Genomic DNA, 14,579 nt, shown 5'->3' with positions numbered 1-14,579 from the left:
TTACTACTGATTCTGTAATTCTTCAAGTTCTTCCCAGCGCTCAAGCGCAGCTTCAAGGTCAGACTCAAGTTGTGCCAAATGGTTCAATGCTTTAGTTGTTACATCACTCTCTTGTTTAAAAAAGTCTGAGTCACTAACTACAGCTTGTTGAGCTTCAATTTCAGCTTCTAGTTTTTCCATTTTATTCGGTAGTTGCTCTAATTCAAGTTTTAATTTGTAAGAGAGTTTATTTGTTTTAGCTGCAGGTTTAGCAACTGGAGCGACTACTTTTTCAACTTTTTTTACTGGTTGCTGCTGCGTTTTTTTTTCTTGTTCAGCTAAATAGTTAACGTAAGCCTCATAGTCGCTATAGCCACCTACAATATCTGTAACTTTACCGTTACCTTCAAACGCCCATACACTTGAACATGTATTATCAATAAATTCACGGTCATGGCTTACAATCAGCACTGTACCTTGGTATTGATTAATGATGTCCTCTAGTAACTCTAACGTTTCAATGTCTAAGTCATTTGTTGGCTCATCGAGAACAAGGATATTAGACGGTTTTAAAAACAATTTAGCTAATAGTAATCTGTTTTTTTCACCACCAGAGAGTGCTTTAACAGGGGTTCGAGCACGTGCTGGCGGGAATAAAAAGTCTTGTAAATAACCTAAAACATGACGTGAGCGGCCGCCCATCATCACTTCTTGTTTACCTTCGGCAACGTTATCTTGAACAGTTGCTTCTTCGTCAAGTTTTTCACGATATTGGTCAAAGTAAGCAAACTCTAAATTAACACCTTGCTTAGTTATGCCGCTATCTGGTTCTAAATCACCAAACATTAGTTTTAATAGTGTTGTTTTACCAATACCATTTGGGCCTACTAGACCGATTCTGTCACCGCGCATTACCAGTGTAGAAAAATCATCAGCAATAACTTTGTCTTTAAATGCATGACAAAGATTCTTAGCTTCAAATACTAACTTACCAGAGCGATCTGCTGTTTCAATATTAAAGTCAGTTTTACCAACTTGGTCAACACGTTGCTTACGCTCTGTACGAAGCTGTTTTAACTCACGAACTCTACCTTCGTTACGCGTTCTACGCGCTTTAACACCTTGGCGGATCCATGTTTCTTCTTCGGCTAAACGCTTATCGAACAATGCATTTTGGCTTTCTTCTACTTTTAAATCATGGGCTTTTTGCTCTAAGTACGTGGCGTAATCACCAGGGTACGAAATAAGCTTACCACGGTCTAAATCTAAAATACGCGTAGCAACAGCGCGAATAAACGCACGGTCATGCGATATAAATACGATTCCGCCCTTAAACTCTTTTAAAAATTGCTCAAGCCACATGACGCTTGCCATGTCTAAATGGTTTGTTGGCTCATCAAGTAATAATAAATCAGGCTCACTAACAAGTGCACGTGCAAGTGCTACTTTACGTAACCAACCACCAGAAAGAGACTCAAGTTTAGCTTCTGGCGTTAATTCTAATTGTGTTAGCACTAATTGAATTCGGCTATCAAAGCGCCAGCCATCAGCCGCTTCTAATTGATTTGATAAACGTTCAAGCTTGTTTAATAACTTATCAGTACACACTGTTTGCAACTCATTACTTACATGATGAAAATCAATTAGTAAGTTTGCAATCTCAGGCATACCTTGCGCAACGTAATCAAATACAGTGCCATTTGCGCCTTTTGGTGGATCTTGTTCTAAACGAGAAATTCTAATCCCGCCTAGCTGATTTATTTCACCATCATCTAATACAACTTCGCCATCAAGCACTTTTAATAGAGTTGACTTACCCGCGCCATTTCGACCAACAACACACACTCTTTCGCCACTTTCTATAACGGCATCTGCTTTGTTAAGCAAAGCATGCGTACCAAAAGCAAGTTGTGCTTTTAAAATTCTAATTAAATCCATAGTTCTTATTTGCTCTTATTCTGCTTGTGCTAAAAATTCGCGCACAGTGTGTAAAGTAAAAGGCCAAAATAATTGCTCGCCTTTTTCACTTTTTAATACAGGAATAGTAATTTGATACTCAGCTATAAGCTGCTCATCAGTCATAATATCGATTAGTAATAACTCACTCGTATTACTAAGTACCTCAGTGATAAGTTGCTCAGCTTGCTCGCACAAGTGGCAACCATCAGTGTGGTATAAAACCCATTTAGCCATGTGTGATTAACCAGCTATTATGGATTTTTTTATTACGTTTAAAGTCTGGTGATAACGTTTTATCTGAAATATTAATGGCTTTTAAACCTAAACCAATCAGACCAACTTCATCTATCACAAAGCCACGTTTGTTATTAGAGAAAATTAAGGTACCTGATGGGCTTAAAATCTTTTTAACCCACGTTAATAATTTAATGTGATCGCTCTGTACATCAAACGCGTCTTTCATACGTTTTGAGTTTGAAAACGTTGGAGGATCTAAAAATATCAAATCATATTGTGCTGTCGCGTGCTCTAACCATTTTAAACAATCAGCTTGTTCAAAACGGTATCGTGTATTACTAATACCATTTAAATCAAAGTTATCTTGGCCCCATTTTAAGTAGGTCTTTGATAAATCGACTGTAGTAATGGCTTTAGCACCACCAAGAGCAGCATGTACAGAAGCTGTACCTGTGTATGCAAAAAGGTTTAAGAAACGTTTATCTTTAGCATTTTCTTGAATATAACGGCGCATTAAGCGATGGTCTAAAAACAAGCCTGTGTCTAAGTAGTCAAATAAATTAACTTTGAACTTAGCACCAAACTCTTCAACAACCATAGTACGGTTTTGTTTAGACATAGCGGTGTATTGATCTTCGCCCTTCTGCTTTTTACGTACTTTTACAGCAATGTTTTCAGGTGAAATCTCAAGCTGTTGAGCCGTTAAACTTATTACGTCTTGCAGGCGTTTTTCTGATGTTTTTTCATCAATTTCTTTAGGCGCTGCATATTCAAAAATTACAGCAGAGTCGCCATAAATATCTACAGCAACATTGTATTCAGGGATATCCGCTTCATAGACGCGATAAGCATCTATTTTATTTTGTTTAAGCCAGTTTTTTAAGCCTTGCTTATTTTTTTTCAATCTATTTGCAAATGACGTTGAGCCTTCAAAATTGAGTGCTTTTTTGTCATCTGTGGTCAAACTTACTTGCTTATCATCTAATTGATATAAGTTAAGTTCTACATCAAGCGGGCCATTTTTAAATTTATAACGCTTAAGGCGCACAAGTTTTAAAAGTTTAAATAAGCTCTCGTCCATACCCAATAAGGCAAGTTTCCAGTGATTGAAGTGCTTTTTAAAGCCAACGCCTAAATTACGGTGTAAATCAACAAGCTCAGCCATAGAGCCAATACGCTCACCATAAGGTAAGTTTGAAATTACAACACCCGGTAATTTTGCAACAGCTGTAAGTTTAGTTGCATCACTTTGCTTAAACTTAATCACGTCGTCAAGCTCTGCACGTTTAGCATTATCAATTGCTTTACTTAATACTTGCTCATCGTAATCGTGGCCAATTAACCACAATTTAGGATCAGTAATATTAGCGAGTAACTCTTCTTTAAGCTCTTTAAACTTAGCGGCTCTAAAACTGGGTAAACGCTCAAAAGCAAAACCTTCACGGAATAATCCTGGCGCTTCGTTTCGCGCCATACCGGCAGCTTCTATCAAAATAGTACCCGCACCACAACATGGATCGAATAAAGGCTGTTTTACATTTTCAAGCCAGCCACTTCGCTTAATTAATGCAGCAGCTAAGTGCTCTTTAATTGGCGCTTTACCTTGGCCTTGGCGGTAACCACGTTCTGACAAACGAGGACCTGAATAGTCAATATACATCGATACGCCGTAACGATTTAATCGTGCAACTACGCGCACGTTAGCATCTTGCTTATCAACGTTAGGACGTTGCTCGTATAAATCATTAAAATAGTCAACAATCGCATCTTTGATTACAAGACCCGAAAATTGCGTGTTTTTTAATGAGTCATTGGTACCGTTGAAGTCGACAGCGAATGTTTGCGTAGGTCCAAACCATTCTTGCCAAGGTTGCGAGCGCGCAAAATTATACAGGCTATTTTTGTCATCTACGCCTTCTTTTTCTTCAATAAGCATAAGCACACGCGTTGCAAAACGAGTTGATAAACAAACCTTTTGCGCAAGTAATGAGTCAGCCTCAAAACGAACAGAACCAACAGTTTGCTTAGACACGGTTGCGCCAAGTTCTGTTAGTTCATCAACCAATAAATTTTCGATTCCGATAGAAGTAAGTGCGATAAATTGCAAAGTAATAACCCTTAATAGCTAATTGCGCAGGATTATAACATAGGTTGGGCGACAAACACGCCATAAAGACACGCTTAAGGCTTAAATTTGGTTAGGCGGTTTGACTTTGATATTGCTGATTTAGAATGGGGTGTACTCGATTATTCAAAATACGGATTACTTCAAATTGCGCTAAAGATAAGTTTTCGTCTAATTTAAAGGTTTCACTTAAATTCAAACAAATAGATGCATCAGGACAATGCTCTACAATTAAAAAATCACCTGACTGCGCTTTAGATGTTAATTTTACTATTGCCTCTACGCTTGGCTCTGTCCCGGTGTATTCTTCAAAAAACCAACTTTTTGCTAAAACGGGTTTTAAGTGATACTTAACAGCAGTTGCATTTAATGATATTTGACAAATTTGTGCCGCAGACCACAATTCAAATCCATCCAGATAATTATAAACTTGTTCGTAAAATGCAGCATCTTCGAGACTAAAACGTGGATTTTTAAAAACAGAATCGGTGAGCTGTCTTAATTTATAAGGCGTGCATAGTTGCATGTCGTCATTTAAATCAAGTAACAAACGATTTTTATCAGGACAAGTAATCCACTGCCATTGCTTTGATGCTTGTAACATTTACTCCTCCTTGGGTATGTTGAATAATTATTGCTCAGAGTATAACCGCTTTTGACCACTTTTAAAATGTTTGCTTAGAACATTTAGCTAACGATCAAAAGCTTAGATAACTGATCCTTATAAGCCGTTAACGATCGACTTTACCAATTGTGGACCTTTGTAGATGAACCCAGTATAAACCTGAACTAAATTTGCGCCTGCATCTAACTTTTCTTTTGCAGATGTAGCATCATCAATACCGCCGACTCCGATGATTGGTAGCTTACCTTGTGTTAAGCGTTTTAGTTCACTTACTACCTCTGTAGAGCGCATTCTAACAGGGTGACCTGATAAACCGCCCGCCTCTTGTGCATATTGCTGTCCCATGACTGCGGCTCGCTCAAGCGTTGTGTTTGTGGCAATTACACCATCAATTTTATTATTTAAAAGTGATTCACTTACTTGCTCTATTTGTATTTGATCGAGATCCGGTGCAATTTTTACAAGCATAGGCACTTGCTTATTATGCTTTGCAATTAAATCTAACTGTTCATTTTTAAGACTTTGCAATAAATCATCAAGTGCAGCACCATATTGTAAATCACGAAGCCCTGGGGTATTTGGTGATGAAATATTTACTGTAATGTATGAGGCATGCTCAAATACTTTACGCATACAATGAATATAGTCATCTTTACCTTGCTCGTTAGGTGTATCTTTATTTTTACCAATATTGATACCGAGTATGCCACTGTACTTTGCTGCTTTTACATTTTCGACTAAATTATCAACACCTTTATTATTAAAACCCATACGGTTAATAATTGCGTTTGACTCTGGAAGTCTAAAAATACGTGGCTTGTCATTACCAACTTGAGGACGCGGTGTAACCGTTCCAACTTCAATAAAACCAAATCCCATTTGACTAAATGCATCTATACATTCTGCATTTTTATCCAGGCCAGCGGCAAGCCCTACTGGATTTTTAAATTCAAGACCTAAAAAGTTTACGGGTTTATCTGAAACACTTTGTGACCAAGCTATATTTAGAGGCGTATTAGCAAAACGACGAAGATTATTAAGTGCAAACTCATGCGCCCACTCCGCATCACGGGTAAACATAAAACGGCGAGCTAAATCATAAAACATCAATATAATCCTCTTTTTAAATTTCAGACAAAAAAATACCTCAGACAAGGCTGAGGTATTGTATAACAATTTTAACAATCAGTTATTTATTTACTAAACAAATAACTGATTAAAGCTAAATTATTTTCCTGATGTATCACAGTTGTGACTTAATAACATAAGTTCACGAAGTGCAACTGAGAACTTAGCAAAGTCATGGCTTTGTGATGTTTTAAACTCAGCCAACATTTGTTTCCAACGCTGAAGTAATAAATCTTGGCTATCCATCCACTCATCTATTTGACTATCAACATCGCTCTCGTCACCTTCAAAGCTATTTAGCACCACTTCAGATAACGTACGTTGCTGCCAATCAAGCTCTTCACGGTAAGATGAACGAGCAAGTGCTTGCCAATGATTTGCTACTGGTTGCTTAGTTATTTGCTCTAAGAACCAATGCAGACCCATTCTTGCGCCTAGTTTAAAGTAAGTATTCGATACCATCGAAATACTTCTGCCAGAGCTATTAGCAACCTCAGCTAAATCCATCACAGAGAATAAGCTTGATAACGAAACAATACGCTTAGCTATATCTGCAGGAACGCCGGCATCAATTAACTTATTAGCTTCAATTACAATACGGTCATTTTCTTTTTCAATCATGTATGTATTTAAATTATCGCTTAAATCTTTAAATGTTGGCGCAAAGAATTCAATTCCTTGTTCAATCGTTTGTGACTTATTACGATGACGTAAGAACCAACGCGTAGTACGGCGAACAGTACGACGAAGTTGGTAAAGCATTTCAGTTTGTACCGCTGCTGGTATTTTATTATCCAGTGCGCTGATAGAAGACCATGTATCGCGCATTTCAAATATTTCGCTAGCAATTGAGTAACACATTGCAATTTCAGCTTCGTTGGCACCGGTTTCTTCATGCATACGTACCATGAAGTTTAAACCCATATCATTAACGATACTGTTAGCAAGTTTAGTTGCAATAATTTCTTTACGAAGTGGATGGTTGTTCATCGCATCGTTAAACTTCTCACGTAGAGGACGTGGGAATGACTTCACAAGCAATTGGCGATAGTAAGGGTTTTCAGTAATTTCATCACTTACTAAAGACTCTTTTAATACCATTTTTGCGTAAGACACTAGCACTGAAAGCTCAGGGCGAGTTAAGTCTTTACCTGCGGCTGCACGTTCTGCCAATTCTTCATCGCTTGGAATAAACTCAATAGCACGGTTTAACTTGCCATCTTTTTCAAGTGCATGAATAAAACGAATCTTTTCTTTAAGCGTTGAAGTACCTTTAGACTGCGTAATTGAAATAGTATGTGTTTGACGGTAACAGTCTTTTAATACTAATTCAGATACTTCATCTGTCATTGAGTAAAGTAGCTCATCACGTTGTTTACGTGTTAAGTCACCTTCAGCAACCAAGCCATTAAGTAAAATCTTAATGTTAACTTCGTTATCTGAACAGGCAACGCCCCCTACGTTATCAATAAAGTCAGTATTAACACGACCACCCTTAGCTGCAAATTCAACACGACCTAATTGAGTTGCACCTAAGTTACCGCCCTCACCAATTATTTTAGCGCCTAAATCTCTACCATTGATACGTAGTGCATCGTTTGCACGATCCCCTACATCTGCATCAGTTTCTTTAGAGTTTTTAATGTATGTACCAATACCGCCATTCCACAGTAAATCGAACTCCATCATCAATGAAGCTTTCATTAACTCATTTGGGGTCATACTTGCTTTTTTAGTACCCAACATTTTTTTCATTTCTGGGCTGAGCGTAATTGATTTAGCAGCACGAGAGAAAACACCACCACCGGCAGAAATTAACTCTTTGTTGTAATCTTCCCAAGATGAACGCGGCATATTAAATAAACGTTCGCGCTCTGGGTAAGAAGTAGCAGCATCTGGGTTAGGATCAACAAAAATGTGCATATGGTTAAAGGCAACTTGTAAACGAATATGCTTAGATAACAACATACCATTACCAAATACATCACCAGCCATATCGCCTATAGCTACCACTGTAAAGTCAGTCGTTTGACAATCGATATCCATTTCACGGAAATGTCGTTTAACTGACTCCCATGCGCCTTTAGCTGTAATACCCATTTTCTTATGATCGTAACCAACCGAGCCACCTGATGCGAATGCATCGCCTAGCCAGAAATTGTATTCATTAGCTATGCCGTTTGCGATATCAGAGAAAGTAGCGGTTCCTTTATCGGCTGCAACCACTAAGTAAGCATCATCTTCATCGTGGCGAACAACATCGCGAGCTGGGACTACTTCACCGCGCTCTATGTTATCTGTAATATCTAGAAGACCGCGGATAAAGATTTTGTAACACTCTTGGCCTTCTTTTATAAACGCTTCGCGCTCACTAGGTAATTGTTTACATACAAAACCACCTTTAGAACCAACAGGTACAATTACTGTATTTTTAACTTGTTGCGCTTTAACTAAGCCAAGTACTTCAGTACGGAAGTCTTCACGACGGTCAGACCAACGCAGACCACCACGCGCTACTTTACCGTAACGTAAATGCACACCTTCAACGCGCGGAGAATAAACAAAGATCTCAAACGCAGGAAGTGGAAGTGGTACATCGGGAATTAAGCTAGGCTGTATTTTAAACGAAACATAAGATTTAAACTGACCTGCATCATCTTTTTGGAAATAGTTAGTACGTAGCGTCGCAACAATCATATCTACGTATAAACGTATAATGCGGTCATCATCAAGGTTTGCTACGTTTTCAAGTTCTAAGTAAATTTGCGTACTTAACTTTTCAAGTGTTTTAGCACTTGCTGGGCTCTTAACTGAGAACTTTTTAGCAAATAAATTAACAATTTGCGCTGCAATGTTTGGATAATTTGCAAATGTGCTTTCAATGTAACTTTGTGAGAACGTTACACCAATTTGACGCATGTACTTAGCGTAAGCACGTAAAATAGAGGCTTCGCGGCCAGTTAGGCCACCCATTAACACTAAACGGTTAAAACCATCATTTTCAAGGCGGTTGCCCCACACATTTGTTAATGCAGCGCGAAAACGTGCTGAAATTTTATCAAAGTCTGCCATCCCTTTGCTGTCAATAAGCATCGAGAAGTCCATGATCCAGTTAATACGACCATCGCTAGTTTTAACTGAATATGGTGTTTCACCAACAACGCGCAGACCAAAGTTTTCAAGCATTGGCATAACATCAGATAAGTGAATTGGCTCATCTTTATGGAATAAGCTTAATCGTACAATATTACTGTTTGCTTCTTCTTGAGGACGGTAGAACAGCATTTCTAGCTTGTTTTCATCGCTAAGTAGTTCTAACTTTTCGATATCAACAACCGCAGCACTTGGAAGCACTTCGTCTTTGTATGAGCGTGCAAACGCATTACAGTATTTACGATTTAAATCGTTACCACGTGCTTCACCCGCAGACTCTAAAAGTGCAGATTGAAGTTTATCTTCCCACGTACGTGCAGCTTCTACTAAATTGTTTTCGATGTCTTTCACGTTATATTCGATCTTGTTGTCGGTCACACGAACGGTGTAATGAGTACGCGCCAGTGTTGACTCAGAGAAATAAGTAGTAAATTCGACTTTATCATCAGAATTAAATGCATTAGCTAATATATCTTGCGTTTCACGACGAAGAGCCGTGTTATAGCGTTCGCGAGGAACATAAACCATGCAAGATAAAAAGCGACCATACGCATCTTTACGTACAAACAAGCGACACATATCGCGCTCTTGTACTTGTAAAACACCCATAGCAACTTCAAGTAGCTCACTTTCGCGCGCTTGAACTAGCTCATCACGTGGGTAGGTTTCTAAAATATTTAAAACAGCTTTGTAAGCGTGTGTACCTTTAGCAAAATCACACATTTCCATAATGCGGTTAATTTTACTTTTTAAAACAGGCACATCAGTAGCACTATTATTGTAAAAGCTTGATGAGAACAAACCAATAAAGCGGTCTTCACCAATTACATTGCCTTCATCGTCAAAACGCTTAATACCTACGTAATCAATATAGGCTGGACGGTGAACGCGAGAAACAGAGTTTGTTTTTGTTAGGATCAGTAGGTTGCTGCTGCGTGCTTCTTGGCGAGCAACTTCTGGTAATTCTGATAATAATCGTGTGTGTTCTTCAGTAGAGTTTTTCATCAAGCCAAGGCTTGATTCCATTTTACCTTTTAATTGGTAATCACCTTGAACTGGACTTAGCTCATATTCACGGTAACCCATTAGAGTAAAATTATCTTTCGCTAACCAATCTAAAAACTCAGTTGTTTCTGAAACTTCTTCTGTCGTTTTATTGTGATGACGTTTAGGTAACTCTTTGGTTACTGCAATCAATTTTTTACGAATTGGCTGCCAATCATCAACAGCAACTGATACATCAACAAGAACCGACTCTAACTCTTTCTTGAAAGACTCAATCACAGAAGAATCTGTTTGACGGTCAATTTCAATAAAAAATACTGTTTTAGTAGATGAGGATTCTTGCTCTGCTTTTAAATTTGATAATCCGGAAATTTTAGCGTTTTCATCGCGCTTAATTTTTAATGGGCAGTGAAGTAATAAGTGAGAGGCGATATTTTCACGAGTCATGGCCATACGAACAGAATCAACTAAAAACGGCATGTCTTTAGTAATAATTTCTACAATTGTATGTGATGACTGCCAGCCATCTTTTGCCACTTCAGGGTTGAAAACGCGGATAACAGCGTCGTCGGTAGTATTTTTTTCTAGCGAGTTCCAAAGGCTTAATGCTGCGCCATATAGGTCACTATCGTTGCGGTTTGCCAAATCCTCTTTAGACATATTGCTGTACAAGGCTTTGGCGAATTTCTCAACGAGTAACACATTATCAGCGCGAACTTTTTTCTGGATCAGCTTACAGACATTATCTAGGATAACCGAGGCTTGGCCTTCATTTCGTGTCATTGTATGTTCCTTAATCTATTACTGCTCAGGAGCAGGAATTTGTACAGCTATTCATTAGCGTGGAGTCAATTAAATTCTAACCCTTTTACAGCTAATAAACAGCCTTTTCGATGAAAACATTTTAAGCATTTCAGCTATTTGGTCATCTATTCACAAATTGTAGATATAAATGGCCTTTACAGGCCATTTAGGAGCAAAATTATTCACATTATTTTTTCTGGTCAGTCCAGAGAAGGCTACCAATAGCGGGTAATAACAACACTGCACCTAACATATTTACTAAAAACATGAAGGTTAACAGTATACCCATATCAACTTGGAATTTAAGATCTGAGAATATCCACGTACTCACACCAATCGCAAGTGTAATACCGGTAAATAGAACCGCACTTCCACGTTCAACAAGCGCATTTCGATAAGCAACACTTAATGGTACATTTTGCTTAAGCTGCCCCATCATCGACGACAGTATATAAATGCCGTAATCGACCCCAATACCCACTCCTAGAGCAATAACTGGCAAAGTAGAAACGGTTAAGCCTATTTCTAATTGCACCATAAGTGCTTGTGCAAGTGTTGATACGATATAAAGCGGCAATACCACTGCAATCGTTGCTTTTACGCTTCTAAAGCTCATTAAACATAAAATGATAACGGCACCATAAACATAAAGCATCATTGGTATTTGCGCTTCTGCAACTGATTCATTCGTGGCTGCCATTACACCAACAGGTCCTGACGCTAACTTAAATGCTAATTTATCAGTGCCCTCTTCTTGCGCAAATTGCTTAACACTCTTAATTACAGTATCGATAGTTTGTGCTTTATGATCATCTAAAAATATAATCACTGGCATAACTGAACAATCACCGTTAAGTAAACCTGTACTAGTTTCAACTCGAGACGTTGACTGCACTAAACTTGCTGAATTTCGTGGCAAGCTTTGCCATTTCAAATTGCCTTCGTTGTAGCCTGCGTTAACCGATTGAGCTACAGAGCTCAAACTTACAGCAGACTGCACACCGGCCACATTCTCTACTTTGTATTGAAAACGGCTTATACGCTCCATCACATCATGCTCAGTACATGCTGCAGGATACGCTTCTACAATTACCTTTAAGATATCAGACGAGATAGTGTACTTGTCTGATATTAAAAACGTGTCTTGATTATAACGAGCATCTTGATGCAGTGATGGCGCGCCTGCATGTAAGTCACCTATACGCATTTTATCTGCTTGCCAGTAACCTAAAGCAAATAGTACAAGGGTAAAACCAATAATCATTTTAGCTACTTTAGGATCAGTCGCTTTAACAAGTAAGTCGCGGATTTTATCAAGCATGTTTGGTTTTGCTGCATCACCAGATTGAATATGTACACTGTTTTCAAAGTTCATGTACGAAGCCCAAACTGGCAATAAGATTAAATTAGTAAATATAATTACTGCTACACCTAAACTCGCTGTAATGGCAAGTTCACGGATAATACCAATATCAATGGTAAGTAATGTTAAGAAGCCTACGGTGTCTGAAAGCAGTGCAATACCGCCTGGCACTAATAAAGCCCTAAAACTTGACTGACAACAAATACGTGTTGTTTTACCTTCACCTACTTTTTTACCAATCGCATTTATCATCTGCACACCATGGCTTACACCAATAGCAAATACTAAAAACGGTACCAAAATAGACATAGGATCAAGGCCAAAACCTAAACTTGAAAGCAGGCCTAATTGCCAAATAACAGCAATAATGGAACATGCGATAGGCAAAATAGTCAGCTTTAAACTGCCACAAAATAGCCAGACCATAATAAAGGTAAAAGCGATAGCAATGGCAAAAAATACAACCACCCCTTTTGCACCTTCAGCTATATCACCAGCCATTTTTGCAAAGCCAATAATATGAATACTTACTTTGTCCGTACTTAAAGGCTCTCTTAAATCACTTTCTAGCTTTTGCGCAAAAGCTAATGTGTCTAATTTTTGTTGTGTTTGAGGATCAGTTTCTAAAAGTTGAGCAGTTACCATTGCACACGAATAATCGCTGGCAATCATACGTCCTACAACTTTTGCTTTTTCAATGTTTTCCTTTACTACACCTAAACCACGCTTATCTGCTTTAAAGTTAGCAGGAATAATTGGGCCACCGGCAAAGCCATCCTCCACTACTTCAACAAAACGAGCACTGGGTGAAAATATTGAGTTAACTAATGGACGATTTACGCCAGGAATGAAATAAAGCTGATCGTGAACCGCTTTTAATTGAGTAAAGAACTCTGGATTAAATATATCACCACTGTCATCACACACTGAAATCAAAATACTGTTTGCACCACCAAACTGCTTTTCATGCTTGGTATACACTTTCATATAATCGTGGTTTAACGGGATATTTTTATTAAACGATGCATCTAATTGAATTTGAGTCGCTTTGAATACAAGTAAACAGGTTATAAGTGCAAAACTTATAAGCATAATTAAGCGATGTCTAAAAATCGCCTTTTCAATAAAATCGAGTAGTTTATGCATTAAGGGGTTAACTCCTTCACTTTAATGCCATCTTCTGTAGCCATGATCAGCCTGTTATCTAAAATTACACCATCAAGAATCGCTTTACCGTCAGCAAGCTGCTCATGGGTGAGTAACCCATCTTGAAGATGAAAAATAACGCCACTGTTGGCAAGCATAAGCCATTGTTTGTTATTATAATTAATGATGTTGTTGATCGTCGCTGTTTTAACATTTTCGAAATGCTGCCACTGCTGTTCACCATTTTGCTTTGCAAAAACATTACCTCGAAGCCCTGCCACAATTTCTTGTGTGCTATCTGATGCAACTGCAAAGAATGAACCAGGATAAATTTCTTCTATTCTTTGCCAAGTTTGACCATCATCAATGCTTCTGGCCATCAAGCCCATCTCACCAACCAGCATTAAACCATTATCTGTTTTTTCGATTCGATTAAAGTGCGGTAAAATTGAAGCAGTTTCGGCTTCGTATCCTTCGGGGTCATTTTCTTTTAAATCGTTCAAGTAATCACGATCATCACTAAATAATAGCGAATCTAAAAAGCGTTTTTGCCAATGTTTACCACCATCGGTGGTTTGATAAAACATGCCATATGCGCCCACTGCAAAACCTTTTAAATCATCTTCAAATAGAATATCTAAACATGGTTTGTCTAATTTTGGTTGTGCTTGTTGTAGTTGCCAATTAATACCACCGTCAGTAGTATTTATTATTGTTGCATCGTGGCCACACGCCCATCCATTATTTTCATTACTAAAATCAACGGCAGTTAATAGCACTTGAGTTGGGACTAGCTCAGCTTGTTGCCATTTATCACCCGAGATACTTTTAATAACAGTACCGTGTTTACCTACTGCAATTAGACTATTGCCTGTGTTGGTTATGTCGGTGAGTAAGGTTTTAGCTGCATTTGTTGCACTGATTGCATTGTTAGGGGCTTCTTGTGCAACACTCGCACCGCTTATTATCAGGCTGGCATATACCAAATACTTCATAAATTTTAATCGCCTTGTACGAGAGAGTTGTTTGTCTTTTTACTGGGGAAAGCGTTGCGC

General features: G+C 38.3%; 8 protein-coding genes. All 8 read right to left on the bottom strand.

Features of this window, described 5'->3' with window-relative positions; all coding sequences use genetic code 11:
• Positions 1 to 3: 3 nt before the first annotated feature.
• Positions 4 to 1,917 carry an ABC transporter ATP-binding protein gene (locus GQR38_RS08515; protein WP_024607750.1) on the bottom strand — a complete coding sequence of 638 codons (1,914 nt, stop codon included), beginning with the start codon at positions 1,915 to 1,917 and terminating at the stop codon, positions 4 to 6.
• A 15-nt stretch (positions 1,918 to 1,932) separates the two neighbouring features.
• Positions 1,933 to 2,172: a glutaredoxin family protein gene (locus GQR38_RS08510; protein ID WP_007586898.1), complete on the bottom strand. Its 240-nt coding sequence runs from the start codon at positions 2,170 to 2,172 to the stop codon at positions 1,933 to 1,935.
• Positions 2,165 to 4,282, bottom strand: a complete 2,118-nt coding sequence (gene rlmKL, locus GQR38_RS08505; protein WP_007586899.1) for a bifunctional 23S rRNA (guanine(2069)-N(7))-methyltransferase RlmK/23S rRNA (guanine(2445)-N(2))-methyltransferase RlmL — start codon at positions 4,280 to 4,282, stop codon at positions 2,165 to 2,167. Before rlmKL ends, GQR38_RS08510 begins: the two co-directional genes overlap by 8 nt.
• A 91-nt stretch (positions 4,283 to 4,373) precedes the next feature.
• The gene (locus GQR38_RS08500) at positions 4,374 to 4,904 is read right to left on the bottom strand and encodes a cell division protein ZapC (protein ID WP_007586900.1); all 531 of its coding nucleotides are present in this window, start codon (positions 4,902 to 4,904) and stop codon (positions 4,374 to 4,376) included.
• Between the two features lie 117 nt (positions 4,905 to 5,021).
• Positions 5,022 to 6,032 (bottom strand): quinone-dependent dihydroorotate dehydrogenase, encoded by a 1,011-nt coding sequence (gene pyrD, locus GQR38_RS08495; protein WP_010552659.1) that lies wholly within the window; start codon positions 6,030 to 6,032, stop codon positions 5,022 to 5,024.
• A 120-nt stretch (positions 6,033 to 6,152) separates the two neighbouring features.
• Positions 6,153 to 10,994, bottom strand: a complete 4,842-nt coding sequence (locus GQR38_RS08490) for an NAD-glutamate dehydrogenase (RefSeq protein WP_165721952.1) — start codon at positions 10,992 to 10,994, stop codon at positions 6,153 to 6,155.
• 208 nt (positions 10,995 to 11,202) lie between these two features.
• Positions 11,203 to 13,524 carry an MMPL family transporter gene (locus GQR38_RS08485; RefSeq protein ID WP_007586903.1) on the bottom strand — a complete coding sequence of 774 codons (2,322 nt, stop codon included), beginning with the start codon at positions 13,522 to 13,524 and terminating at the stop codon, positions 11,203 to 11,205.
• A complete protein-coding gene (locus tag GQR38_RS08480; protein ID WP_165721953.1) occupies positions 13,524 to 14,519 on the bottom strand; it encodes a YCF48-related protein in 996 nt (331 codons plus the stop codon). Before GQR38_RS08480 ends, GQR38_RS08485 begins: the two co-directional genes overlap by 1 nt.
• Between the last annotated feature and the right edge of the window lie 60 nt (positions 14,520 to 14,579).

It is taken from the genome of Pseudoalteromonas sp. c7(2019) (genome assembly GCF_011378625.1).
Lineage (GTDB): Bacteria > Pseudomonadota > Gammaproteobacteria > Enterobacterales > Alteromonadaceae > Pseudoalteromonas > Pseudoalteromonas arctica.
The sequence above is the reverse complement of the archived record's forward strand: the minus strand, read 5'-3'. Positions and strand labels throughout refer to the sequence as shown.